This is a genomic window from Spirosoma aerophilum (assembly GCF_054782495.1).
In genome coordinates this window covers 428,513-453,725 of record NZ_BAAGSJ010000009.1, presented here as the reverse complement: position 1 = coordinate 453,725, position 25,213 = coordinate 428,513, and the positions used below count along the sequence as shown (strand labels likewise).

24 protein-coding genes and 1 pseudogene are annotated in these 25,213 nt (G+C 54.9%); 7 read left to right on the top strand and 18 right to left on the bottom strand.

The features are described from left to right. Positions 1-45 precede the first annotated feature (45 nt). From ribB to ACYVK4_RS09535, 15 genes and pseudogenes are all read right to left on the bottom strand, one after another. A pseudogene (ribB, locus tag ACYVK4_RS09605) lies at positions 46-681 on the bottom strand (3,4-dihydroxy-2-butanone-4-phosphate synthase); the annotation flags it as partial. Positions 682-750: 69 nt separating this feature from the next. Beyond that, positions 751-2,262, bottom strand: a complete 1,512-nt coding sequence (locus ACYVK4_RS09600; protein WP_461127276.1) for a DUF1593 domain-containing protein — start codon at positions 2,260-2,262, stop codon at positions 751-753. A gap of 1 nt (position 2,263) precedes the next feature. After that, a complete protein-coding gene (locus tag ACYVK4_RS09595) occupies positions 2,264-2,401 on the bottom strand; it encodes a hypothetical protein (RefSeq protein ID WP_461127275.1) in 138 nt (45 codons plus the stop codon). 7 nt (positions 2,402-2,408) lie between these two features. Then, entirely contained in the window at positions 2,409-3,899 is a 1,491-nt protein-coding gene (locus ACYVK4_RS09590; protein WP_461127274.1) for an FGGY family carbohydrate kinase, read from the bottom strand. A gap of 5 nt (positions 3,900-3,904) precedes the next feature. Beyond that, positions 3,905-4,885 (bottom strand): ABC transporter permease, encoded by a 981-nt coding sequence (locus ACYVK4_RS09585; RefSeq protein WP_461127273.1) that lies wholly within the window; start codon positions 4,883-4,885, stop codon positions 3,905-3,907. 19 nt (positions 4,886-4,904) lie between these two features. After that, positions 4,905-6,437, bottom strand: a complete 1,533-nt coding sequence (locus ACYVK4_RS09580) for a sugar ABC transporter ATP-binding protein (protein WP_461127272.1) — start codon at positions 6,435-6,437, stop codon at positions 4,905-4,907. Positions 6,438-6,445: 8 nt separating this feature from the next. Beyond that, positions 6,446-7,069, bottom strand: a complete 624-nt coding sequence (locus ACYVK4_RS09575; RefSeq protein WP_461127271.1) for a DUF2291 domain-containing protein — start codon at positions 7,067-7,069, stop codon at positions 6,446-6,448. Further along, positions 7,066-8,016, bottom strand: coding sequence for a substrate-binding domain-containing protein (locus ACYVK4_RS09570; protein ID WP_461127270.1), 951 nt, complete (start codon positions 8,014-8,016; stop codon positions 7,066-7,068). The genes ACYVK4_RS09575 and ACYVK4_RS09570 overlap by 4 nt, the downstream gene beginning before the upstream one ends. A 13-nt stretch (positions 8,017-8,029) precedes the next feature. Further along, entirely contained in the window at positions 8,030-9,442 is a 1,413-nt protein-coding gene (locus ACYVK4_RS09565) for a DUF1593 domain-containing protein (RefSeq protein ID WP_461127269.1), read from the bottom strand. A gap of 24 nt (positions 9,443-9,466) precedes the next feature. Continuing rightward, positions 9,467-10,894, bottom strand: coding sequence for a DUF1593 domain-containing protein (locus ACYVK4_RS09560; RefSeq protein WP_461127268.1), 1,428 nt, complete (start codon positions 10,892-10,894; stop codon positions 9,467-9,469). Positions 10,895-10,958: 64 nt separating this feature from the next. After that, positions 10,959-11,921 carry a transketolase family protein gene (locus tag ACYVK4_RS09555; RefSeq protein ID WP_461127267.1) on the bottom strand — a complete coding sequence of 321 codons (963 nt, stop codon included), beginning with the start codon at positions 11,919-11,921 and terminating at the stop codon, positions 10,959-10,961. Between the two features lie 20 nt (positions 11,922-11,941). Further along, a complete protein-coding gene (locus ACYVK4_RS09550) occupies positions 11,942-12,769 on the bottom strand; it encodes a transketolase (RefSeq protein WP_461127266.1) in 828 nt (275 codons plus the stop codon). Positions 12,770-12,843: 74 nt separating this feature from the next. Continuing rightward, positions 12,844-14,019: an esterase gene (locus ACYVK4_RS09545; RefSeq protein WP_461127265.1), complete on the bottom strand. Its 1,176-nt coding sequence runs from the start codon at positions 14,017-14,019 to the stop codon at positions 12,844-12,846. A gap of 42 nt (positions 14,020-14,061) precedes the next feature. Then, positions 14,062-15,486 carry an L-fucose/L-arabinose isomerase family protein gene (locus ACYVK4_RS09540; protein WP_461127264.1) on the bottom strand — a complete coding sequence of 475 codons (1,425 nt, stop codon included), beginning with the start codon at positions 15,484-15,486 and terminating at the stop codon, positions 14,062-14,064. A 6-nt stretch (positions 15,487-15,492) separates the two neighbouring features. Continuing rightward, a complete protein-coding gene (locus ACYVK4_RS09535) occupies positions 15,493-16,257 on the bottom strand; it encodes a DeoR/GlpR family DNA-binding transcription regulator (protein WP_461127263.1) in 765 nt (254 codons plus the stop codon). A gap of 387 nt (positions 16,258-16,644) precedes the next feature. On the opposite strand from ACYVK4_RS09535, the gene ACYVK4_RS09530 reads away from it, so the two are divergent. From ACYVK4_RS09530 to ACYVK4_RS09515, 4 genes are all read left to right on the top strand, one after another. Further along, positions 16,645-17,145: a vitamin K epoxide reductase family protein gene (locus ACYVK4_RS09530; protein WP_461127262.1), complete on the top strand. Its 501-nt coding sequence runs from the start codon at positions 16,645-16,647 to the stop codon at positions 17,143-17,145. A gap of 33 nt (positions 17,146-17,178) precedes the next feature. Continuing rightward, entirely contained in the window at positions 17,179-17,511 is a 333-nt protein-coding gene (locus ACYVK4_RS09525; RefSeq protein ID WP_461127261.1) for an arsenosugar biosynthesis-associated peroxidase-like protein, read from the top strand. A 118-nt stretch (positions 17,512-17,629) separates the two neighbouring features. Beyond that, positions 17,630-18,676 (top strand): arsenosugar biosynthesis radical SAM (seleno)protein ArsS, encoded by a 1,047-nt coding sequence (gene arsS, locus ACYVK4_RS09520; RefSeq protein WP_461127260.1) that lies wholly within the window; start codon positions 17,630-17,632, stop codon positions 18,674-18,676. After that, complete coding sequence (locus ACYVK4_RS09515; protein WP_461127259.1) at positions 18,673-20,094, top strand: dihydrolipoyl dehydrogenase family protein; 1,422 nt, start codon at positions 18,673-18,675, stop codon at positions 20,092-20,094. The genes arsS and ACYVK4_RS09515 overlap by 4 nt, the downstream gene beginning before the upstream one ends. Positions 20,095-20,183: 89 nt before the next feature. Here ACYVK4_RS09515 and ACYVK4_RS09510 read toward each other — a convergent pair whose 3' ends face one another. Next, positions 20,184-20,951: a TIGR04283 family arsenosugar biosynthesis glycosyltransferase gene (locus ACYVK4_RS09510; protein ID WP_461127258.1), complete on the bottom strand. Its 768-nt coding sequence runs from the start codon at positions 20,949-20,951 to the stop codon at positions 20,184-20,186. 258 nt (positions 20,952-21,209) lie between these two features. Here ACYVK4_RS09510 and ACYVK4_RS09505 point away from each other — a divergent pair, with 258 nt between their 5' ends. From ACYVK4_RS09505 to ACYVK4_RS09495, 3 genes are all read left to right on the top strand, one after another. Beyond that, positions 21,210-22,784, top strand: coding sequence for a hydroxymethylglutaryl-CoA reductase (locus ACYVK4_RS09505; protein ID WP_461127257.1), 1,575 nt, complete (start codon positions 21,210-21,212; stop codon positions 22,782-22,784). Between the two features lie 18 nt (positions 22,785-22,802). Beyond that, a complete protein-coding gene (locus tag ACYVK4_RS09500; protein ID WP_461127256.1) occupies positions 22,803-23,390 on the top strand; it encodes a TIGR04282 family arsenosugar biosynthesis glycosyltransferase in 588 nt (195 codons plus the stop codon). Positions 23,391-23,553: 163 nt separating this feature from the next. Further along, positions 23,554-23,814: a hypothetical protein gene (locus ACYVK4_RS09495; protein ID WP_461127255.1), complete on the top strand. Its 261-nt coding sequence runs from the start codon at positions 23,554-23,556 to the stop codon at positions 23,812-23,814. Between the two features lie 25 nt (positions 23,815-23,839). Here the strand turns inward: ACYVK4_RS09495 and ACYVK4_RS09490 are convergent, their stop codons facing one another. Next, on the bottom strand, positions 23,840-24,247 hold the full coding sequence (locus ACYVK4_RS09490; RefSeq protein ID WP_461127254.1) for a hypothetical protein: 408 nt from the start codon (positions 24,245-24,247) through the stop codon (positions 23,840-23,842). Positions 24,248-24,289: 42 nt separating this feature from the next. Next, positions 24,290-25,192: an alpha/beta hydrolase gene (locus tag ACYVK4_RS09485; protein ID WP_461127253.1), complete on the bottom strand. Its 903-nt coding sequence runs from the start codon at positions 25,190-25,192 to the stop codon at positions 24,290-24,292. Positions 25,193-25,213 lie beyond the last annotated feature (21 nt).

Here is a 25,213-nt window from a genome sequence, read left to right as displayed (position 1 = left end):
TTTTAGTGACTTGCCGGCCGGGGGCCGTTCTTCGCTGCGTTACGCCTGCTGAATACCCGCCTGTATGTTCTGGCGGTAGGTGATCAACTCGGCAATACTGACCACTTTCAAGCCAAATCGGTCGGCAATCTGTCGTAATTCGGGCAGGCGGGCCATAGTGCCGTCTTTACTCAGCACTTCGATCAACACGCCGGAAGGGGCAAAGCCCGCCAGTTGCGCCAGATCCATAGCCGCTTCGGTATGCCCCGGCCGACTCAATACGCCACCCTCCTGAGCGATCAGCGGAAATATGTGCCCCGGACGACCAAACTCGTGCGGCTGGATGCCGGGGTCGACAAGCGCTTTGATCGTTTTGGCCCGGTCATGAACAGAAATGCCGGTTTCGCAGCCGTGGCCTTTGAGATCGACTGATACGGTGAAAGCGGTTTTATGAGTAGCCGTGTTGGTGGTCACCATCAGCGGAAGCTCCAGTTCCTGACAACGCGCTTCGGTAAGCGATACACAAATCAGGCCCCGCGCTTCCCGAACCATAAAATTCACGATTTCGGGGGTAATGCAGGCTGAGGCACAAATCATGTCCCCTTCGTTCTCGCGATCTTCGTCGTCGACAACGATAATGAGTTTGCCCTGTTGGATATCAGCAATGGCCTCTTCAATACGATCTAATAAACGGTGACTCATAAAAACGTTGACGAATCAACTTGTAGAAACTTGCTGATGATTGATTGAAAAGACAAAGATACGTTACACTCAGTTAGCGACCGTCGCAATCACGCGCTGGTATCGGGTTAGGGTTGGCGTACCGGCATCGGTCACTTCCAGAATCAGGTGAATGGTTTGACCCGGCGCAGCATCGGCAGGTACCGTAAAGGAGGCTTTCGCCCGATTAGCCTGCCGAATGTCTACAGTCCCGGTATAGGTATCCACTTCTTCGTATTGCCACCAGCGGTAGTTCACTGTATGGCCGTCCGGGTCGGTGGCGGCACCGGCGAGGGTCACTGTCTGGCCGGGTTTTACGCGCAGATCGTGGGCCTGACTGAGCGTAACTACCGGCGGGTGATTGGCCTCTTTGTATGATTTGACACACCAGTCGGCGCGGGCGGCAAAGTCATTTTGCAGCACGGGAATCCAGCGTGTTTGCGGGTAAGCGGCTTCCTGCTTTTTCGTAAACGGGTCGTAGTCGGTCACGGTCTTGCCATCTTCCCACCGGTTCGGATTCGCGGCCGACCGAACCATCCGGCCGCCCCATCCGCCGTAGGCCACATCCTCTTTATTCCGCAGGCCAACGTCAATGAGGTAGAAAAACGCGGGCGAATCCCCCTCAGAAATGAAGTCGTACTGGCTGCGGTCGTACTTTTTAGCCTCGGCCATATCGCCATGGGTATGCTCCGGGTCACCGGCTATTTTCTGACCATCGCCCCAGAGGTAATAGGCACTCAGCAGCGGGCCATGCCCGAACTTAATGTTTTGGGCAAACCAGTTGCCGTTCAGATAAGTCTGCAATTCGGCCGGAACCACGCGCGGCCAGAGGTAGGCGAAACTCCAGAATTGATCGGAGTTATACAGTACTTTGATCGTTGGCCAGTTGGGCGCTACGTATTTCTGGTAGGTGGCATCCTGATCGAGCACGGCATAGATGATCGCTTTGTCGCTCACTTTTTTGGCAATAGCCGCCCAGTTCGGTGTGTTCTTGTATTGATCTTCGATGGACTTCAGGGCACGGGCGACGGTGTTGGTGCCGCCCCAGATTTGCAGGTAAACCGGGCTGGGGTCATTGTCCAGCAGGACTTTTTTGATGAGATCCGACCCTTCGGTGTCGTGGCTCATCTCGCCTTCGAAATCAATGTTGCCCACCCGCACCAGACTCTTCAGGTAGGCTGGCGTTGGGAACCCTTTAGCGTGCTTGGTGAGGCTGGTATACACCTGCGCATATTTGTCGATGTACTCCTCCATCCAGGTGGTACCGGGCCAGCGGAGTTCTGTCCGTTCGCCATAGCGCCTGGCTGTACTGGCCATCTCAGAGGTGAATTTAGTGCCTTTTCCATCGCCTTTGTAGTGCCACTGCGAACTGCTGTACACCAACCCGACGAGGCTAAATTCGTTGCTGTACAACAGCAGCCTAATAAACGTGTCAACATCATCGACTTCGCCATCTGTCGTGACAATGGTGCGGGGCTTACCCGAAACGCCCGCGCTCTTCTGGGCCGGTACTGGCAGGGCAAAAAAGGTCAGGATCGTGAATAACAGGAAGTTTTTTTTCATTTTAATGACGGATTGATATGACGAAAACTACGTTTACCTGAACATGCTGCGCCAGCCAGTTACCAGTAATCACCTCTGGCTGGCTGGCGCAATCGGTGGTGTCGACAACCCGAAAGGCTTGACGATGAGGCTGATTCATACGTCTCTTATTGGTTTGTCGAAACGGCCGAGAGCCACCCGGCATACCCTTTATGAACAAGTGAATTATCCGGGCGTGGCTGAATAGCCGAGTGGTTCGTCTCCAACTGTTCCAGATGGGCGAAATCTTTAAAAATACCCGCTTTCAAACCTGCCAGGTAAGCGGCTCCCTTGGCCGACACATCGGGCATGGCTTTGTTGACGACTGGTTTTTCCAGCAAATCAGCCAGAAATTGCAGGACGAAGCCATTGGAAGTTAGTCCGCCATTAACCATCAGTTCAATCAGGGGGATACCGGTGTCCTGCTCCATTGCCAAAACCACGTCGTTAATCTGATAGGGAATCGACTCCAGCGCGGCCCGTACCAGATGCGCTTTGGTGGTGCCGAACGTCAGCCCCGAAATGGACGCTCTGCGATCCATCTGCCAGTAGGGCGCTCCCAGGCCGCTAAACGCCGGAATGAGGTATACGCTTCCGTTATCCGCTACTGAAAGGGCCAGCGCTTCGGTATCGCGGCTTTCAGCAAATAAATCCAGGCTGTTTTTTAACCACTCAATGGTGGCCCCGCAAGTGACAATGACCCCTTCCAGCGCGTAATCGACCCGCTCTTCGGTACTCCAGCAGATCGTGGAGACCATACCGTGACGCGATTCCTTTAGCTCGGAGCCGATGTTCATCAGGATCGAACAGCCGGTGCCCAGTGTCGCTTTGGCGGTACCCGTCGAGAAGCAGCCTTCCCCAAACGCAGCCGCGTGCGAATCGCCGATCATGGCTGTCAGTTGAACGGCATGATCGAAGAGCCCGTTGAATGTAGACTCGCCAAAGAAGGCCGATGAAGGTTTCAGCTCGGGTAGATTGATACCTGATAAGCCGAACAGCGCCAACAGCTCGGTGTCCCAACGGAGGGTTTTCAGATTGAAGAACAGGGTGCGCGACGCATTGGTATAGTCCGTAATGTAGCAGGTACCGTTGGTCAGTTTATACAGTAACCAGGTATCGACAGTGCCGAAAAAAGCGTTTCCTGCCGCCATCGCTTCCCGAACAGCCTCCACGTTTTCGTTTAGCCAGATCAGCTTGGTGCCGGAGAAATAGGGGTCGACAAAAAGGCCTGTTTTTTGCCGGATGAGTGGTTCGTGGCCGTCGGCTTTAAGCCGTTCGCACACGCCGATGGAACGCTTGCACTGCCAGACCAGCGCGTTGTACAGCGGCTCGCCCGCTTTGTTCCACACCACAAAAGTTTCGCGCTGGTTCGAAATGCCGCCCACCGTGATCTGGTGCAGATTACCCCCGGCTGCCGCAAACCCACCCAGGCATTTGCCAACCGACGTCAGTACGTTTCGGTAGATTTCTTCCGGCTCCTGTTCAACGTAACCATCCGGCAGGTAATGCGTTTTGAGCGGCTCCGACGAACGGGCGACAACCTGCCCCACCTGATCGAAAATCAGGGTTTTGGTGCTGCTGGTTCCCTGGTCGATGGCCAGAATATACGATGTTTCCATGCCGACTAGTTCGATTTAGCGTTTGATTTATCGATGATGACGGCCAGTAAAATCACGACGCCTTTGACCACCTGCTGCCAGAATGGCGACACATTCAGCAGCACCAGACCGTTGTTCAGTACGCCAATAATGATGGCCCCCTGCACGGTGCCCAGTATGCTCCCGCGTCCACCCGACAGCGATGTGCCGCCAATAACGACGGCGGCAATGGAGTCCAGTTCGTAACTGACCCCCGCGTTGGGCTGCGCCGAATCGAGCCGGGAAGTGACCAGCAGTCCCCCCACAGCGGCCAGCGCCCCGGCCAGGGTATACACCGTCAGTTTGATTCGGTTAATGTTGATGCCGGACAGGCGCGCGGCACTTTCGCTGCCTCCAATAGCGTATATATAGCGCCCCAGCCGGGTTTTGTTCGTGATGAGCACCGCCAGCGCGACAATGCAGCCCGATAGCCAGACGGGTAGTGGAATGCCCAGAAACCAGCCCGTACCGAGGTAAGTGAACGAGTCGCCCAGGCCCGTAATGGGAAAGCCTTCGGTCCAGAGCATGGTGAGCCCCCTTGCGATGGTGAGCATGGCCAGCGTTGCCACAAAGGGCGGCAGGTTGAAGCGGGTGATGGCCCAGCCGTTGAACCACCCCAGGGCCGAACCCGTCAGGAGCCCGGCCAGCGTAGCCCCCAGCAGTGTAAAGCCAATGAACAGGTTGGCCCCCGGCAGTTCGATACCATTGCGCAGCAGCCCCGCCGTGATGGCACCCGACAAAGCCAGAACCGACCCGACCGATAGGTCGATACCGGCCGTCAGCACAACGAGTGTCATGCCGGTAGAAATGCAGACATTCACCGAAATCTGGCGCAGGACATTCCATAAATTAGCACCGGTCAGGAATTTGTCGGAGAGCAAACTGATACCCAGACAGAGCACAAACAGCGCTATCAGGGATTGAAAGCGAATGAGCGCGGGTCGGTAGGTTTGTAAGGATAACGGCATGATAGGCTGCGTGAACGACTTAAGTTTTAGGAATAGCGGCTTTTAAAATGGCATCGGGCAGGCTTTCGGCCCGGCTGGCATCGTGCAGGTTGATCTCGGCGGTCAGGCTGCCTTCGCAAAGCACCAGAACGCGGTCGGCAAGAGCCAGCAGTTCCGGGATTTCGGAGGAGACCACCACCACGCCCATGCCTTCTTCGGCCAGCTTCCCGATGAGTTTATAAATTTCATTCTTGGCGTTTATGTCGATACCACGCGTGGGCTCGTCCAGCAGCAGAATGGCGGGATGGGTCGCGAGCCATTTCGACAGCACGATCTTCTGCTGGTTGCCGCCACTCAGGTTTTTTACCAGCTGCGTTTCCGACGATGTTTTGATGCGCAAATCAGCTATGTATTTTCTGGCCAGCGTCGTTTCTTTAGCCCGGCTCAGCAAACCGCCCTGTTCGATAGCCGCCAGTCCGGTCAGGCTGATGTTGTTCTGCACATCCATCTCAAGCACCAGACCATCGCGTTTTCGATCTTCGGGTACCAGCGCCAGCCCGGCCTGTATGGCCTGGCTGGGGGCGTTCAGGGTAATGGGTTGCCCGGATACCTGTACGGTGCCGCTGGTCCGTTTGGGATGAAGCCCGAACAGGGTTTCCAGCAGTTCGGTGCGGCCGGCACCCATCAGCCCGAAAATGCCCACCACTTCGCCCCGCTCGACGGTAAAGGACAGGTTTTTCAACTGAAGCTCTTTGGGGCGTATTGGATGGGCGAGGCACAGATTCTCGACAGAGAGCAAGGGCTGCCCGGTACCTGGAATGGCCGGTTGGGTGCCCGCCGACCGGGTCATCAGTGCCACCTCCCGACCGACCATCCGGCGGATGAGGCTGTCGTGGTCGATGTCGTGCATGGCACCGGACTCAATCGACTTGCCATCCCGCAGCACCACGTAGCGATCGGCAATGCTGAACAGTTCGTCCAGTTTATGCGAGATATAGACAATGGCCTTTCCCTTTTTGCGGAGTGCGTCGATGATGCCAAACAGTACGGCAACCTCGCTCTCACTAATGGCTGAGGTGGGTTCGTCCATGATGATCACCTCCGATTCTTCCAGCAGGGCTTTGGCAATTTCAACCACCTGCTGCTGCCCCACTTTCAGGTCGGCAACACGGGTGTCGGGGTCGAGGGACAACTTCAGGTCGTCGAGCAGTTGGCTGGCTTGCTGCCGCATGGCCTTCTGATCGAGCGTGCCCCACCGGGTTGTAATCTCGCGGCCCAGAAATATGTTATCGGTAATGCTCAGGTAAGGAATCAGGGCCAGTTCCTGATGAATGATGGTGATACCGCAGCGCTGGGCTTCCCGGATCGACTGAAACCGGACCGGCTTTCCTTTGTACTGAATTTGCCCTTCGTAATCGGCATACACGCCCGACAGAATTTTCATCAGTGTCGACTTTCCCGCGCCGTTTTCGCCAATCACGGCCGTTACCTTGCCCGCTTCGAAAGTGAGGCATACCCGGTCCAGCGCCGTAACGCCCGCAAATCGCTTGGTGATATTTTCGGCTACCAGCATGCTTGGTCCTAGTTTATGGATATGGGAATCACGGTCAACTCATCCAGATGCAGGTGCGCCCGGTTCAATTCCATCGCCCCGATAAACGACAGTCGGGAGCCGGTTTTTGCCCGGGTTTTTAGTGCCGGAATGACTTTTTTTCGGACGATGTCGTTCAGGTTGGCGGCTACCGCATTGAGGTCGGCAGTGTTGTCGAACTCGGTGATCTTAATAATCCCCGACGCATCGCGCACGGCATTGCCGAAGATAAATTCCGTTGCCAGGTGAATAACAGGACCGGTGGCCAGCGAAACGGTAACGTCGTTTTCGCCAACTGCCGAGACAGTGCCTTCTCCTTTTACCAGAAAATAGCGGATGTTGCCGATACCCAGTGCCTGAGAATGGGTTGCAAAGGCTTTCTCCGGGTCGGATGTCAACAGGGGAAGCAACGTGATCAAGTCCGTAGCCGAGGCTGGAGCCGCCGGTACTAATTTCGCCGACCAGAACGTATCGGCGTAGCGACCGGCATCAAACTTTCCGGTTGCTGCCAGCCCCGTCGCTTTCACGTCATCCAATTTTCGGAAATAGACGGAGTTGTAACCGACAATGCCCAGCAGCAAAAGCCCGGCTACGTATTTCAGGGGCGTGGTCATGGCTTGGCTGTTGTTTGGTAGTCGGCAATATTATTCTGTGTAATCAGTTCGACCGCTACCGGAACGCGCTGGGCAAAATCGCGTTTGCCTTTAAAATAAGCGTCGGCATATTGAGCGGCTGTTTTCGCCATCGTCTGGGGCGATTGAAGCCCGGTGGCTTTGATCTTTTTATCGCGAATGGCGTTCATCACATCGTCGGCCCCGTCGAATCCGTAAACACCCACGTCCTTCGCTTTTCCGGCCGCTACCAGTGCCTGATAAGCACCCATCGCCATCGCATCGTTGCCACAAAAAACCGCGTTGATATCGGGGTGGGCCTGAAGAATAGACTCCAGCACATCCATCGCTTTGTTGCGGTCGAAATCCGCGCTTTGCTGCGCCACCAGATGAAGGCCGGGGTACCGGTCTACCACACTATGAAACCCTTTGGATCGGTTCCAGGTATTGTTGTCGCCCACCAGCCCGAGTATCTCGACGTAGTTGCCTTTCTTATTCAGCCCCCGCACGAAATTTTCGCCGATGGCCACACAGCCCGAGTAGTTGTCGGACAGGATTTGCGACGTTGCCGCCGAAGAGGAGTTCACCTCCCGGTCCATACAGAATACCGGAATACCGGCTTCTTTGGCTTTCAGCACGTTCACGATAGAGCCATCGGAATCAGTGGGATTGAGCAGAATGGCGTTGTAACCCGATACGATGGTATTCTCAAAATGGTCGGCTTCCAGCGCTGTATTGTTTTGGGAGTCGAATATTTTGGTTTCGTAGCCCAACGCTCTGGCCTCGGCGGCCGCTGTTTCGGCCAGCACCACAAACCAGGGGTTGTTGAGTGTCGACACAATAACCGCCACCTTTTTCGGGCCGGTTGCACCCGATTTTGTCCGGCACCCGGCCACGGCCGTAAACAGCAGCAGGAAGAGAAGCAGACTATATGGAAATGGCTTGCTCATGGTTGGAAAATGATCATGGAAAGACGGTCAGGATTACCCGCTGATAGCGCGTCAGGGCAGGAACGCCTTTGTCGGTTACGGCAAGGATAATGTGGATCGTTTCGGGTTTATCGACTTTTGGGGCGACGAAAGTGGCGTTTCTGCGTTGCCTGTCCTGTATGTCCGGCACCCGGTTACTATCAAAAGTGCCCACTTCGCGGTAGTAGATCCAGTCGTAGGTCAGCTCGTTACCATCGGGGTCTGTAGAGCCTTCGGCGCTCAGTTTGACGGTTTCGCCACTCTTTGCCCGTAATTCGCCAGCGTGATTAAGCTTGGCGATGGGTGGGTGATTAGCATCTTTATAGGGCTTGGTCGTCCAGTCCATGCGGGCCGCAAAGTCATGCTGGTAGGCTTGTCGCCAGCGCCAGATGGTGGCTTTGTTGCTGTTATGCCAGGCCCCGTCGATGCCCTGCACTTCATCTTCTGCATCGGTCCAGATGGGGCGGGTTTCGGGTTCCAGAAACCACTTTCGGGTTCGGGGGGTGTAGCGTTCGTAACGTCCGCCCCAACTTCCGTAATTTGGATGTTCAGGATCGTTCAGTCCGTTGTTGACCAAACCCAGAAAGCTCGGTGTATCGCCTTCCATGATGTAGTCCGTATGCGGATGTTCGGCGCCCAGCGGTCCGTGATTTTGGCGAATATTTGCGTCCAGCCAGGCGTTATTGACCAGGCTGGAGTCGGCTCCGTCGAACCCCCGCGTAAAGCCGTCGCCACTGATGCCCCGCCAGGTTGAGTAGTGGTAACCGCCCAGCGCATGAAAGCCTGGGCTAACGATGTAGAACAGGTTAGGAAAGGTTTTCCGAATCCAGGGGCCCGAGTCATCCTGATCGGAGATGGTATACACCCGAAGTTTGGCGACGAATTTGTCAACTTCTTCGGGGGAGCGTGTCTGCCTTACTTTCCAGAGTGCCTGCCCCAGGCAGTTGGCTCCTCCCCAAACCGGTACCCATACCGGCCGGTCGTCTTTCCTGTCGACCACCGAAATGATGTGCTCTGACCCTTCGGAATCGTTGCCCGGCCCAACGGCATTCATGCCATACCGGGGAATGGCCGATTTAATGACACTGAGCAGGTAGGCCGTTTCGGGATACCCTTTTTCGTGTAGCAGGAGGTTCGCTCTGACTTTGCCGTAGGCTTCCACAATGCGCCGAATCCGCTCGGGAGCTATCCGGTTGCGTTGGTGCACGGACGTTGTCGCAACCAGACCTTCCACATCCCATTGATTGGTATAAGTCAGAAAGCGCACCATCGACTGGGCATCGTCCGGCTCGTTTTCAATATCGGTCAGGACCAGAATCCGCAGCTTCGGGGAGCCCGGCTGGTTCTGCCCTAAAGCCGGTGACAGGCACAACAGGCCAAGCAGCGTAAAGAGGTAGGGAAGTTTCATGAGGGTTCAGGTTTTAGGATGCGGTTACGGCACTACGGTAACGATGATCCGCTTATAGCGCGTTAGGGCTGGTTTGCCTTTGTCGGTCACCTTCAGGATGAAATGAAGCGTTTCCGGCTTTGTCACCTTGGGGGCAATAGGCCGGGCTTCATAAATATTCGAGACATAGTTTTCGTACAGAATAACGCCCTGGTAGGTACTGGCTTCGGGATAGAACATCCAGCGGAAACTCAGCGCATCGCCATCGGGGTCGGTGGATTCGGAGGCTACCAGATAAAATTGCTCGCCCGATTTGACGGTCATGTTTTCGGGATGCGACAGCTTGGGTACAGGTGGGTGATTGGCTTCTTTATAGGGTTTGACACACCAGTCCATGCGGGCGGCAAAATCGTTCTGGAATTCGGTGCGCCACCGCCAGATGGTAGCCTGAAGGCTCTTCCGGGCTTTCGGTCCGCTGTTGGCCGAAGCGTTCATAAAGGCAATGGGTGCCAGGACCGAATCGGCCGAGTTGCTCCAGATCGGCCGCGTTTCGGGTTCTTCGGCCGGGGCACTGGCGGGTTTATTCCTGCTGGGCACCAGCGTGGGGGTCTGCAGAACATACCGTCCACCCCAGCCGCCCCAGTCGGGGTGTTCCGGAGCGTTCAGGCCGTTCGGAATCAGGCCCAGAAACGAGGGGGTATCGCCCTCCATACCAAAGGCGACATCGGGGTACAGGGCCCCCATTGGTCCATGCCCCTGCTGGATATTGTCGGCCAGCCAGGCTTCGCTGACAGATTCGGGGTGGGTACCGGGTTCGCCCGTGTTGATACCCCGCCAGGTAGCAAATTCGTAACCGTAGCCGGGGCTCACCACATAAAATACAGTCGGGAACGTTTTCCGAATCCAGGGGCCGCTATCGTCCTGATCCGAGATGGTGTACACCCGCAGTTTTCGGTAAAGCCGCTCGGCCTGCTCAGGGGTGCGGGTTTTCTGAATGGTCCACAAGGCCTGGGCCAGCGTATTCACCCCGCCCCATGCCGATACCCATATCGGGCGGTTGTCAGGTTTTTCCAGTTGCCGGATTATCCAGGCTGAGCCTTCGGACTCTTTTCCCTCGCCCACACCGCCCATGCCGTACACGGGCAGGCCTTTTTTGATCAGTGTTTTCAGAGCCTGCGCAGTCGGGTAGCCGGGCTCGTGTTTGAGCAGGTTGGGCTGCACCCTGCCGTAGGCGTTCACCATCTTGTGAATGGTTTCGGGGGCCACGCGTTTTTGCAGATGAATGGAGGTGGTGGCAATCAGCCCTTCAAGATCGAGGAGGTTGGCGTAGGTCAGCAGCCGCACCAGCGACTGCGAATCGTCGGGTTCATTTTCAATATCGGTTAGCACAATCAGCCGTGTTTTGGGACTGTTGGGCTGCGCTACCGCGATGCCGGTCAGGAGGGTGAGCAGAAGGAGCAAAAACGGTTTCATGTGGACTGTAGATAAATGGGTGATTCGTACGCAGACATTCGCAGAGGGCCGGGAAATACGTGGTTTAGGTCAACAATGTGAGGGCCTGAGCCGCAATACCCGCTTCTGATAATCCGTAATGGTTGAAAATCTCCGGTTGCGAGCCGGTAACGGTGTATTCGTCGGGGATGCCCATGATCCGGAACCGGTTTCGGAAGCCGTTCATCAACAGAAACGACGCACAGGCCTCGCCCAAACCGCCATATACGCTATGTTCTTCCACCGTGACAATGGGGCAGCCTTTAGCCGCTACCGTCGCCAGCAAGTCGTAATCCAGCGGTTTAATGGTGTGCATACTGATCACCGTGGCGCGGATGCCGTGTGTGGCTGCCAGCCGTCGGGCGGCTTGCAGGGCCGGGTAAACGGTTTCGCCGGTGCCGATCAGAATCAGGTCATCCCCCTCGCTGACCACCCGCCCCTTGCCGAACGCAAATGCCCGATTCGTTTCCGACAGCAGCGGCATGGGCTTTTTCCCGAACCGCAGGTAAACGGGCGTATCCATTTGGGCGGCCTGCCGAATGGCCTGCCCGGTTTCAAAATTATCGGCCGGTGCAACGATCGTCAGATTATGAACGGCCCGCAACGCGGCAAAATCATGCAGGCTGTGGTGCGTAGACCCTAAAGCCCCGTAGCTGACACCCGCGCTGATGCCCACCAGCCGAACCGGATTGTTGGAGTAGGCCACATCGGTTTTGATCTGCTCAAACGAGCGGGCGGTCAGGAAACAGGCAGGCGAAACGGCAAATACATTCTTGCCTGTGGAAGCCAGACCCGCAGCGACGCCCACCAGATTCTGCTCGGCAATCCCAATTTCAATCAGTTGCTTTGGGTATTTCTGGGCAAAAGGCACCAGCTTCCCCGACCCGCGCGAATCGCTGGTAACGACCAGCAGGTTACGGTCGGTGGCGGCCAGGTCCTGCAATGTAGCGGAGAAAATATCCAGATTTGCCTGGGCTTCCCGTACTGTTGGCGTCGCAACGTCTCCCATAATGTGTTCAGATTTATGGTTTATTGAATGGCTGAGGCTACTTCGTTCAACTCGGTTAGTGCCTGCGCATACTGCTCCTCGTTGGGTACGCCGTGGTGCCATTTAAGCTGATTTTCCATATAGCTCACGCCCTTGCCTTTTACGGTATGGGCAATGATCAGGCTTGGCTTGCCTGCTTCGAACGGTAAAGCATCGAAAGCCTCCTGAAGAGCTTCTATATGGTGCCCGTCTACGTGGCGAACGGCCCAGCCGAAGGCCTCGAATTTCTGGTCCAGGGGGTCGGTGCTGCACACGTCTGCCGTGGGGCCGGAAATCTGCAGGCCGTTTTTATCGACAATGGCGCAGAGGTTATCCAGTTTGTACTGTGTTGCCAGCAAGGCCGCTTCCCAGTTGGAGCCTTCGGGTAGTTCGCCATCGCCAAGCAGCGTAAATACCCGGAACGACAGGTCGTCAATCTTTGCCGATAGCGCCGTGCCCACACTCAACGATAGCCCGTGGCCCAGCGAGCCGGTATTCTGCTCGACTCCGTTTACTTTTTTTGTGGGGTGGCCAATGTAGTGGGATTGGTACTGACAAAGGGTTTCCAGGTCGGATTCCGGGAAAAAGCCCTGATCGGCCAACACCGTGTAAAGCGCTTCGACGCAGTGTCCCTTGCTCTGAATGTAGCGGTCCCGGTTTGGCGATTTGGCTGTTTCGGGGCTGACATTCAGTACGCTGTTGTACAACACATTCAGTATGTCGATGCACGATAAGCTACCCCCCGTATGTCCGGCTTTGGCCTTGACAATGTATTTGAGGATGTTTTTTCGATACAAAACCGACTTGCGGGCTAGTTCATCGACAGTCATGCTTAGCGATGTATGGAAGATCGAACCGGATTAGTACTGTACTATTCGCGGGGTCAATCGGTTGGAAATTGGTGTTACCGGAAAAGCTTAGGGGCGAGTTCTGTTAAATACAGCCGCCAGTTGACCCAGGTGTGGCCTCCCTCACTTTCCCGGTATGTGTACGGTAAGCCGACCTGATCGTACAGCGCCCGAAGCCGGGTCACCCCGTCGTACAGAAAATCGTCTTTTCCGCAGGCGATCCAGTAAAGGGTTGGTTTAGCCTGTTTGAGTGCATTGAGCTGGTTGATGTGTTCCTGCCGATTGTAGTTTCGCGCCATGGGTCCGTCAAAAACGCCCATGCTCATGACACCAATGTACTTGAACGTTCCGGGGTTGGCATTGGTAATCTGCTGGGTATGGTAGCCGCCCATCGAAAGCCCGGCAATCGCCCGGTGGGCCGGGTCAGCGATTACCCGGTAATTGGCTTCTACGTAAGGGATAACATCCCTGATCAGGCTCGTCTCAAATTTACCCGATGTCATGGCCTGAATGCCGACCAGTTCGCCGGGTGTTGCTTTGGCAAAGGCGGGCCGTTCGCCCGGAGCGGCTGCCACAGTGGGTACCCCGTTGGTCATGACCACAATCATGGGTTTGACCTTACCGGCGGCAATCAGATTATCCAGAATGTAGTTCGTTCGGCCCCGGCTGATCCACCCTTCCTCGTCACCCCCTCCGCCGTGAAACAGGTACAGGACCGGGTAGCTGGTCTTGCTTTTTCCGTAACCTGGCGGGGTGTAAATCTCCATCCGACGGTCCATACCGATGGTAGGCGATGGATACCAGACCGAGGACAATAAGCCGTGGGGAACGGCCTGCACGTCGTACAACTGCGTCAGTGGACCGGGTAGTATCAGGCGGTTTTCAAAAATGGGGCCGTCGCGGGTGACTACGTTATTGGCGGGGTCGAGCACGGGAATACCATCGACAATAAAGCGGTACTCATACATGTCTGCGGGAATCGGCCCCACTTTCGCTTCAAAGACCCCCGAATCGCCGGGCGTCAGGGCGATGGTGTTTCGCAGATCTTTCAGCCACGTTCCAATCAGGCGAACACTTTTGGCGTTGGGGGCTTTGATCCGGAAAATCACCGAGTTATCGGGTCTAACTTCGGGCGATACAACGGTGTTTGGTCGTTGCTGTGCCCATAAGGTCGAGGTTGAAATCAGGCCTATCAGCCACATCAGGTGCGTACTGATTCGATTGGTTTTCATTGGTCAGGTGGTGAAGGGTTGTGCTTTTTGCGTACTGTATGACTACGACTGATGGGTATGTACCTCCCATCCCATGTAATTCGCCATGGCTTCCTGAAGGATACCCGCTGTTTTGGACGCATTCATTACCACGTGGTGTTCGAACCCGTTGCGGCATACGTACTGCATCAGCCCCTGTAAGTTGTCGATCTTCGCCACGGCCCGGTTCCCGAAGGTGTTGAGCGCATCGTCCGTCAGCATGCCTTCGCCGATGTAGGCTTTCATAATGCCTTTGGGGTCATCGGTACTGATGCGGCCAAAGGTGAGGGGAGATGCGGGCGTGCGACCCGCCAGCGCACCGTACGTGTTCTCTTCGCCAACGGTCGTTCCCAGAATGGGAGCGGTGCTGATCTCAATATCGGGAAGGAAGGATTTGGCCCAGTTGCCGCAGTGAAACAGCACACACTTATCCTCGTCGTCGGCATAGTTGTTGTTCCAGTCGACGAGCGCACTCGGCGAGCCGGAGGCCAGTTGCATGGCGTACATACTCAGCGTTCCCGTTACGTCTACCTCGCAGGCGCTGGGGAGCATGTTCTCGCTCATAATGCTCATGCTGGTACAGACGTTGCAGCCGTAATTCTGCTGAAGCGACGTCCAGCACTGAATCGCCGTAGCATCCAGGGCGTGTTCCAACATGAATTCGTTGAGGACAACGTCGAGTTTGGCAATCTGTACCAGTTTATCATCCGGTGTGCGACCGGTAGGGGTGTAGGCCTTTATGGCATCGAGCCGGTCTTTCACCGACTGATCGTCTTTGGTCAGCTTATTGGCCACACCCAGAATATGGGAGAGGTCGACCGTAACGACCGAAATGCCGTTTCGCTGGAGAATCTTTTCGCTGTACCGTACCGTGTTGAACGCCCCTGGCCGGGCACCTACCGCCCCAATTCGAACATTCCGCAGGCCCTTCACGACCCGGCAAACGCCCATGAAGTTTTTCAGATCGGCGGCAAAGCTGGGGTCGGAGGGGTGCACAACGTGTTTGGTGGTCAGGCTGTATTTGATACCGAACTGATAGAGGTTGTTGCAAACCGAGATTTTGCCGCACCAGGCATCCCGCCGACGGGCTACATCCATCCGGTTGAGGTCGTCGGGGTAAGCCTGAACCAGCACCGGTACATCCAGTCGGGCCAGTTTCAACGTTTCGGCAATCCCTTTCTCATCGCCGAAGTTAGGCAGCACGACCAGCACGCCCATGATCTCGTCGGCATGCCGACGGAAGAGGTCAGCACACTTTTGGGCTTCCTGAAAGGTTTCGACTCCGCCCAGCTTCGTGGCGGCTTCGTCCAGCATGATCGGCTTGATACCGGCCCTGGCAAAGGCATCCAGAAGATCGGTACGGCATTCGCCAACCAGTTTATCGGGGAAGAAATCACGGTTGCCAATAATGACGCCCATGCTGATGAGACCACTCGTTTTTACCTGCATGATGGATTAGCTCGCTATAATGAGTTCGATTTCGTTGTCGCGAAATACCTGTTTATGTTTTTCTTCGATTTCGGCGTCGGTAATGATGTAATCGATAAGCGACAAAGCGCCCAGACTGGCGAGTGAGCTTTTACCTATTTTGGTTGAATCGGCAACCAGATAAGTCGTATCGGCCGCATCGATCATGGCTTTTTTGACGACCAGATCGCTGATACTCGGGTAGGTGAGCCCTGACTTGAGCGAGATACCCGCCGTAGCCAGAAAGAGCTTCTGTACATTGAGCCCCTTAAAAAAATCGGCAGCTTTCTGGCCCGTTAGCGACAGGGTCGGCGGTTTGAATTCGCCCCCGGTCATAATCACGTCGATGCCCGGCTCAGCCCCCAGAATCAGGGCAATGTTGAGCGCATTGGTAATGACAGTCAGGTTTTTATAGCCGCGTAATTTCTTGGCAATCTCCGTAGTTGTCGAGCCGGAGTCCAAGATAATGCTGTCGCCACTCTCGATATAGTCCAGGCACCTGGCGGCAATCCGTTCTTTCTTGGCAATGTTTTCCTGATTCGCCAGCGAAACCGTACGAACCTGATCTTCGACATTTTTCAGGTAGGCTCCTCCGTGCTCTTTGACAACCAGTTCGTCTTTCTCCAGTTTGTCGAGGTCCTGCCGAATCGTTACCTCGGTTACCTTAAAGAGTTTGGCGAGGTTAACGACCTTCGCGGAGCCGTCTTCTTTCAGTAATTCGAGTATTTTTTCCCTTCGTTGATTAGCCAGCATAGCAAGTACTATTTCTACTAGTTTCGATTTTTCCGGTAAAAATAAAGAAAACGTAAGTCGTTACGCCAGCTATATCACTCACTTGGATATTGATCCGAAATAAGTGGATTTATCTATGGGCAAATGTACGGTTTTATTAAATAAAAGAAAGTAAAAGAAAAAAATAAAAGAAAATACAAAGTAACTAAAGGGTTAATACTTCGTGACGTGTTACAAATCGTGAGCAGGAGTTTAGGGTCAGTTGAGTCGTAGGAACCCGCTTATGGCTGATCATTTGTCAGGAGTGGACTGGTCGCTAGCTATAGCGAACAATTGGGAAAAACAGCCGGTTATCAGACCAAATCGGCTGAAATCTGGTCGCGATACCTGTAAAAACAAACGAACGTTATGAACCCAATTCAATTAAGTCACGAGTTACGACTGGAGCAGACCGATGATTTGAATCGGCGACGCTGGCTGGTTGGTTTATCCCTGGTTGGTGCCACTCTTGGTCAGGTGGTAAGTCTGTATCAACTGGGCATTATAAAACATCTGCCTGACCCGCCCATTCCGTATATTGACTCAGAGAAGGTAGATGCTTCGGCCTATGCCTACAAACGGTTCGACATTCCCGATGCGCTGCTGATGCTCGTAAATTACGGTGTAACCGCTGCGCTGGCCGGGGCCGGTGGCAAAAATCGGGCAGAAACCAACCCGGCATTACCGGTGGCGATGGGGGTAAAGATGCTGGCCGACACAGCCCTGAATATTCAGCTGGCGCGCGAAGAATGGAAGGACAACAAGGCGTTGTGTTTTTATTGCCAGACGGCAACCGTCGTATCGATTGCTTCGGTTGCCCTGGCTGTGCCGGAAGTAGTAAAAGCCGTTCGCAAGTTGTTCGGGCGGTAGAAACCTGTATATTGATCAACTAAATCATACCTCATGGGTACCTATTACGATCCTGCGGATCTCAAAAAGTTTGGCAACATCGGCGAGTTTCAGAAAGAAATGGCCGATAAATTTTTCTCATATTATGGTGCCGTATTTGCTGAAGGTGCCCTGACCGCCCGCGAAAAATCGCTGATCGCGCTGGCAGTAGCTCACACGGTACAATGTCCCTATTGCATTGACGCCTACACCACCGACACGCTGGAAAAAGGCTGTTCAGAAGCCGAAATGATGGAGGCTGTTCACGTCGCTGCGGCCATTCGGGGTGGTTCGTCGCTGGTACACGGGGTGCAGATGATGAACAAAGCAAAAGAAATATCCATGTAACGAGGGGTGAAAGAGTGAAAGAGTGAAAGAGTGAAAGAGTGCCATGACGTCACGTTAGCAAGCCGCTCTTTCGCTCTTTCACTCTTTGGCTCTTTCACTCTTTGGCTCTTTCACCTTTATGAAATCACTCAAAGCCAGTGGTCATCAGCTGGCCAGCACCGCCCTGCAATTGCAGTCGCTGCACGACGAAGTCGCCGATACATTGCAACTACCGCTGTTCCATCAGAAACTGGATGAGGCCGGGCTGTTTCCGCTCCGACCGGTAGACCCCGTTGTGTTTCAGATCAACGTCGGGAAGATGTGCAATCAGGTTTGTCGGCACTGCCACGTCGATGCGGGACCGGATCGGAAGGAGATCATGACTCGCGAAACGATGCAGCAATGCCTGGACGCGCTGGCGAAAACGGCCATCCCAACGGTCGATCTGACGGGCGGGGCGCCGGAAATGAACCCGGATTTTCGCTGGTTTGTGGAAGAGATCCGAAAACTGGGGCGGCATGTCATCGTTCGCTGCAACCTGACCATCATCGTTGCCAATCCAAAATACCACGACTTGCCCGAGTTTTTTCGTCAGCACCAGGTCGAAGTAGTGAGCTCGTTGCCTTTCTACAACGCGGATAAAACCGACCGGCAACGGGGAAAAGGCGTATTCGAGGACTCAGTGAAGGCGTTGCGCATGCTCAACGCGGTTGGCTATGGCCAGCCCGATACGGGTTTGCGGCTCAATCTGGTCTATAACCCCAACGGCGCTTTCCTGCCGGGAGCGCAGGCTGGTTTGCAGCGCCAGTTCAAGCGGGCGCTGCTCGACGAGTTCGGTATCGTATTCAACGACCTGTACGCGATTACGAACATCCCCATCAGCCGCTACCTGGACTACCTGATCTCATCGGGTAACTACAATGGCTATATGGAAAAGTTGGTGAATGCCTTCAACCCGACTGCCGCAGCTGGGGTCATGTGCCGCAACACGCTGTCGGTTAGCTGGGATGGCTATTTGCACGACTGCGACTTCAACCAGATGCTCGACCTGAAAGTGGCCAGTTCGGTGCAGCATGTGCGCCAGTTCGATCTGGATACATTGAACCAGCGGGCTGTTGTCGTTAATCAACACTGTTATGGCTGTACGGCCGGGGCGGGCTCAAGCTGTGGAGGTACCACCGCATGAGCCGCTATGATCTGATCGTGATCGGTACCGGTTCGGGCGGGCTTAGCATTGGCCTGACCATGTATGAACTGGGCTTTAAAATCCTGTTTATCGAGAAGGATGAACAGAACATTGGGGGCGAATGCCTGAATACGGGCTGCGTTCCCAGTAAGGCCCTCATTCACGTATCCCGACAGGTTCATCAGGCAAAAGCCGCTCAAGCATTCGGTTTAACGGATGGCGGCAAACCCGATTTCGGTCTTGTCAAGCAATACATTCAGGAGCGAATCTCCCGGATCAAACAACACGAAAACGCTGATTTCTTCCGTCAGCAAGGCATTGATGTGGTGATTGGTACGGCTCGGTTCACGGGCAAAAACACCCTCGAAGCGGCTGGTAAAACCTTCACCGCCAAACGAATCGTCATTGCCACGGGCTCTCAGGCAATTCCGCTCAAGGTGCCCGGCATTGAGGCCGTCGCCTTGTACGATAATCACACGATTTTCAATCTGGACGCGCTGCCAAAGCGTTTGTTGGTGGTTGGGGGCGGACCCGTGGCCGTTGAGCTTGGGCAGGCGCTTCATCGGCTCGGGTCAGCGGTGACCATCGTCCAGTCGGCGGGGCGTATTTTAGGAAAAGAGGGCCCCGAGGTTTCGGAACTGTTGATGGAACGTCTTTCGCTGGAGGGCATCGACATTCGGGTAAACACGAAACTGGTTGCTTTTCCATCGGCCACGCTGGCGACGATTGAAGATGCCGCGGGCACACAAAGCCAGTTGGGCTTCGATGCCGTGCTGGTGTCTATTGGCCGTCAGATCAATGTGGATGCGTTACAGCCCGAAGCTGCGGGCATTGCCACTGAATCCGGCAAGCTCAAACTGGATGCCTATCTGCGCACGACCAACCCGCAGGTCTACGCCATCGGTGATGTAACGGGGCAGCTTTACTTTTCGCACACGCCCGAAATGCAGGCGCCCATTCTCATGAATAACTTCCTGTCTCCGCTCAAAAAGAAAGTCTCCTACGAGAATTTTTCCTGGGTCACCTTCACCGATCCCGAAGTGGCGACCTTCGGCCTAAGCGAAGAGCAGTTGACAGAGCAGGGCGTTGCCTATGAGAAGATTGTGTATGGCTTCGGCGAAGATGACCGGGCCGTTATCGACGATTATCAGTATGGCAAACTATGGCTGTACCTGTCGAAAGGGCACAAACTCTTTGGCAAACGCAAACTGCTGGGCGGGAGTCTGGTGGCTCCTCAGGCCGGCGAAATGATTCAGGATCTGATTTTGGCCAATACAGCGGACCTGGGTGCGGGAGCCATCCAGAACAAGATTTATCCCTATCCGGTAGCGTCCCGCGTGAGTAAAATGGCGTTGCTGGAACAGTTGAAAGGCAACATTCCCGGTTGGGTCAAGCAAGTGGTTCGACGGTTGTACTGAGTGGGGGCGGTTGTGTTGAAGTGACTGATGTAAACGCCATATCTTCAAGATATGGCGTTTACATCAGTCACTTCAACACAACCGGTACACTACCGGATATCTTCATATAACTGTTTCAGCTTTTCGGGCGAGTAGCCAATGCCCCACAGCACACCCACATATAAAAACAGGCCGTTGGCTCGCCAGAAGCCCCATTTGGCTACCCGCCGGTCGGAAGATTCGACAATCCGGTTCACCTGCCGAATGCGGCCAAAGCGCACCAGCCGCAGCAGCATGTCGGCTTCTTCCATGATGGGCAGTTCATCGGCAAAACCGCCACAATCAAGAAATTGCTGACGGCGGCAAAAGATGGCCTGATCACCAAACAGCAGCCGGGCCCCGCGTGAAAAAAATAATATCGGCCGGAAAAACAGCGGTGCGTAGTATGTTTTAATGAAGTTGTGAAAAGACGTGAGCCAACTGGTGCGGAGCGGCCCGCGCATGATCGAAATGAAGCCACCCGCTGCCGTTTTGGGTTCAGCCAGCGTCTCGCGAATGACCATCAGGGCATCGTCGGGCAGGGTTGTATCGGCATGCAGAAAGCAAAGGTAATCGCCGGTAGCGGCTCGTGCCCCCAGGTTCATCTGCACCGATCGACGGGCTATGGGGCTTTGTAACAACTGGATGGGCATATCCTGCATCCGCGCCCGTTCCGTCTCCGTATATTGCCTGAGAAACGGAAGCGTTTGGTCGGTACTGCCCCCATCGACTACAATAATTTCCAGCGGTACAGGGTCCAACTGCCGAAGTTGCCGCAACAGGCGTGGCAGGGTTCGGCCTTCGTTGACGGTTGGAATGATGATGGAAATGCTGGACACGGATATAGTTACGAAACAGGGCTTTCTTGTAAAAATGGATTCACCCGATGATGGCTAAAATGGAATCGCGGATAATACAGATCGAACGGATTTGCACTGGTAAAATCTGTAAGCAGCTCGTCTGTTGGTGCAAATCCGTTCGATCTGTATTATCCGTGTTCGTTTCTTTCATAGGAAAACCCTGATTGACCAAATAACCGTTTCACGGCGCAGACGGTTTACGATAACGCGGCTACGACGACGGCCCACCAAAAATAGATGTTTCGATTTATCCCCAATGTACTGCTAAAGCAGCTGTATACCCGCAATAGTCTGCAGAATACACCAACGGGCTTTATGTTTTCGCTGAAGAATCGACTGGCCGACGCCCGCTTTTTGGGCGTTAGCCAGATTCGCATTGACGGTCAATCGTATTCGCCCGACGTGTTTACGCTTGAGTTGGAAGGAAATGCTGCTGTGGAGGTCAGAACGATTTCGTCTGAGAATCCGCTCGACTTTCCCCTGCGCCGGAAGGTAACGGCTTACGCTCAGGCCGCACCACTGCCACCCGGTCGGCATACGATTGAACTGACCCTGCAAACACAGCCGTTTGGTACGTTAACACTGACCGTTGCCGATGAATTACAGGTTCCTAATGCCGAAGCAAAGGCCCTCAATAGTCAACGCCCAACGATTCCGCGTGACCCGGTCGATGACACCTCTTCCGACAGTATCCGGCAGCGACAGAATTTTCTGGCAGACTACACCCAGACCAACCCGCAGTACCTGACAACGTACCCGTTCGACCCGGCGCTCGTTCGGGGCAACTGCGAGCATTTTGTGGGCGTAGCGCAGGTGCCCATTGGTCTGGCCGGTCCCTTGCGCATCAACGGGGAACACGCGCAGGGCGACTTCCTGATTCCGATGGCTACCACCGAAGGGACGCTGGTGGCTTCGTATAATCGGGGTATGAAGTTAATCAACCAATGCGGGGGTGTTACCTGCACGGTCGTCGACGAAGGCATGCAGCGGGCACCCGTCTTTGTCATGCGCGACGCCCGCGCTGCCCGTGACCTCTCCCGCTGGGTCGCCGACAACGAACCCGTCCTGCGACAGGAAGCGGAGTCCACCTCCCGGTTTGCCCAACTGCAATACATAACGCCCCACCAGGCCGGACGCATGTTGTTTTTGCGGTTTGGCTACACCACGGGCGATGCCGCCGGGCAGAACATGGTTACCAAAGCGACACTGGCAGCCTGCAACTACCTCCTGCAGCATGTATCCGGTATCGAGCATTTTTACCTCGAAGCCAACCTGGCCACCGACAAGAAACCGTCGTTTGTGAATACACTGCAAACGCGGGGCAAGCGCGTAACGGCTGAAGTGACCATTCCGAAGGATATTCTTCTGCGCGAGTTGCAGGTTGAGCCGGAGCAACTGGACCGCCACGCCCGAATTGGCAATCTGGGTGCGTTTATGGCCGGAACGAACAACAACGGCCTGCATTCGGTAAATGGGCTGGCGGCTCTGTTCATCGCTACGGGTCAGGATGTGGCCTGCCTGGCCGAATCGTCGGCCGCCATCACCACCTCCGAACTGTTGCCTAACGGCGACTTTTACGGGTCGGTCACGCTGCCTTCGTTGATTGTCGGTACCGTAGGCGGAGGTACCGGCTTACCTACGCAGCAGGAATGCCTGAATATATTGGGCTGTTATGGATCGGGGCAGGTGCATAAGTTTGCCGAAATTGTGGCCGGAGTCGTAGCTGCCGGAGAGTTGTCGCTGGCCGCAGCCATTTCGTCGCTGGACTGGGTGTCGAGTCACGAATCGGCCCGCCAGTCAAAAAATGATTAACGCTTCTTCCGCAAACGTATGGCTTCTGAGCACCTCATTGTTTTTGTGAAAAACCCGATTCCGGGTCAGGTGAAAACACGCATTGCCCGGACGGTGGGCGACGCCAAAGCGGTTGAGGTGTATCAGCATCTGCTTGTGTACACGCAGGAACTGGTTTCCACTTTTTCGGGCCGGTGCGTGATTTATTACGGCGATCACATTAACCCCGACGACGGCTGGAACAACTATGCCAAATACAGGCAGATCGGTGCCGACCTGGGCGAACGGATGCTGAATGCTTTTCAAGAGCAGTTTGCCGAAGGGGCAACGACCGTTGTTATCATTGGCAGCGATTGCCTGACCATCACGCCCGACCACCTACGGCAGGCGTTCGACGCGCTCAAGACCACCGATCTGGTCATTGGCCCGGCCACCGATGGCGGCTATTATCTGCTGGGCATGAACGCTCTGCAACCCTTCGTGTTTGAGAATATGCCCTGGAGCCAGCCCGACCTTTGTCGGAAAACGGAGCAGGTCATTGGGCAAAAGGGCCTGACGCTTACGCGGCTGGAGGCCTTGACGGATATTGACGAATGGGCCGATTATGAACCTTACGCGCATACCTGAGCGGGACTGCTTTGAAAAGCCGTTACCCCATTGAACAGTGGCCAAAGGCAAATGGCGGTGCCTGCCCTCCGTTTACTAAATACACGATGTCGGTGATAGGAATAGAGGAGCCAACCGCGTTAGTATACATGTATTTCCTATTATTCTCTAATTACGTAAGGCCATGAAAGCTACCGACGTTTACAAATGGCAGAAAGTTCGTCGAAAAGGGTTCCCGCGCTACGTGGGTAAATACGGTTCGTTGATTGGTCTGGTACTGGCTCTGAATGACCTGGGCTGGAAAGCAGCCTCCCAATCCCTCACAACGACCGACCTCATCATTAGTGGCTCGGTATGTCTGTTCGGAGGCTTCCTGCTGGCCCCGCTCTTCTGGCTTGTCCACGAATACCAGTATCGGCAATGGTTCGATAAAGATCTTCGGTAAGGCCCTGCCGGGCTTTCACCCCAGGCTAAGCTGTCTGGTCAGCGGGCCCTTCCCCGAGAGGCTCATCCCCACTAAACAGCGAGAAGTTAAGAAGTGGAACGGTTTGGCCGACCGCTGGCTCTGTACCATACTCGAACCAGACCGACAGAGGTTGCTCATTGCGCAGCAGATCGTAGTAAGCGGCAAACTCACTGAGCGGCAGTCGGGCACTCATACGGTAAGCTCCGTTGGCTAATTTGGTCAGGTCGCCCGTATCGGCAAAGGTGGCATCGGGAATAAAGCTCAAAATGAACAGATTATTCGGCTTGTTACCGCTCCCCGCGAACCGAAGGTGCAGAAAGCGGGTACGGCTATGCTGGACAGGACTGCCGGTTCCACGGGTATGGTCAAAGTGAACGTTATAACGCTGAATCAGGTATTGGCTGGATGGCATAAGAACAGGTAGTTTAGCTAGGATTTTGGATGAAACCGGACCTTATCGGACGGCCGCAATTTGTTGCAGTACAAACGTCAGTGCTGGTTTTACCATAGGGTGGTCGGCGCACCAGTACTCCGAAAAATGCCCGGCTTTGGGTTGTTCAAACAGCGTGCTCTTCACACCGGCAGCCTGTAGTTTCTGGTGCATCTGCACACCGTCTTCCCTAATTTCATCGACCTCGCCAACCACGATAGCTGCAGGCGGCATCTTTGCCAACTGCGTTGACGTCAGGGGAGATGCATACGGCTCATTGGCTTTCGACAGGTCCGGCATCCCCCACCGCACAAACATCTCATACGTTTTAAACGTCACTGAGCCGGGCCGTATATCGAGGGCCGGGTTGATGAGCACCTGGGCGGCTATAGGGACCGGCCGGGCTGCTTCGGCGTTCTTCAGGCAGGTCGATGCCACAAAGTTGCCACCAGCGCTGTCGCCCAGCAGGATCAGCGGCCCTTTCGGACTAAGCGTGGCCCGGTTGGCCTGAATCCAGATTAATACAGCCATCGCATCGTCGAGCGATGCCGGGTAGGTGTGTTCGGGTGGACGCCGGTAATCCACCGCCACCACAACCGCGTTGGCATCGCGGCACAACCGCCGACAGATATTGTCGTGCGTATCCAGATCACCCGCCACCCAGGCTCCTCCATGAATTTGATAAATGATGGGGGTGGGCCGTGCCGTGGTCAGGTTACCGGGAGCGGGTCGGTACAGGCGAATGGCTATCGACTGGTTTCCCTGCTTCACAACTTGATTTTCAACAGCCCCAACGGGTATGGGCGGAATTTTTAATTCCGTGACGGACTGGGCAATTGCCTGCCGGACCTGATCGGCCGTAGGGGCCTGGGCTTGTACCAGAGCAATGGTCATTTGACTGATTACCAAAGCAGCTAAGAGCTTCATAAGCAAATAAGGGAGTATAAA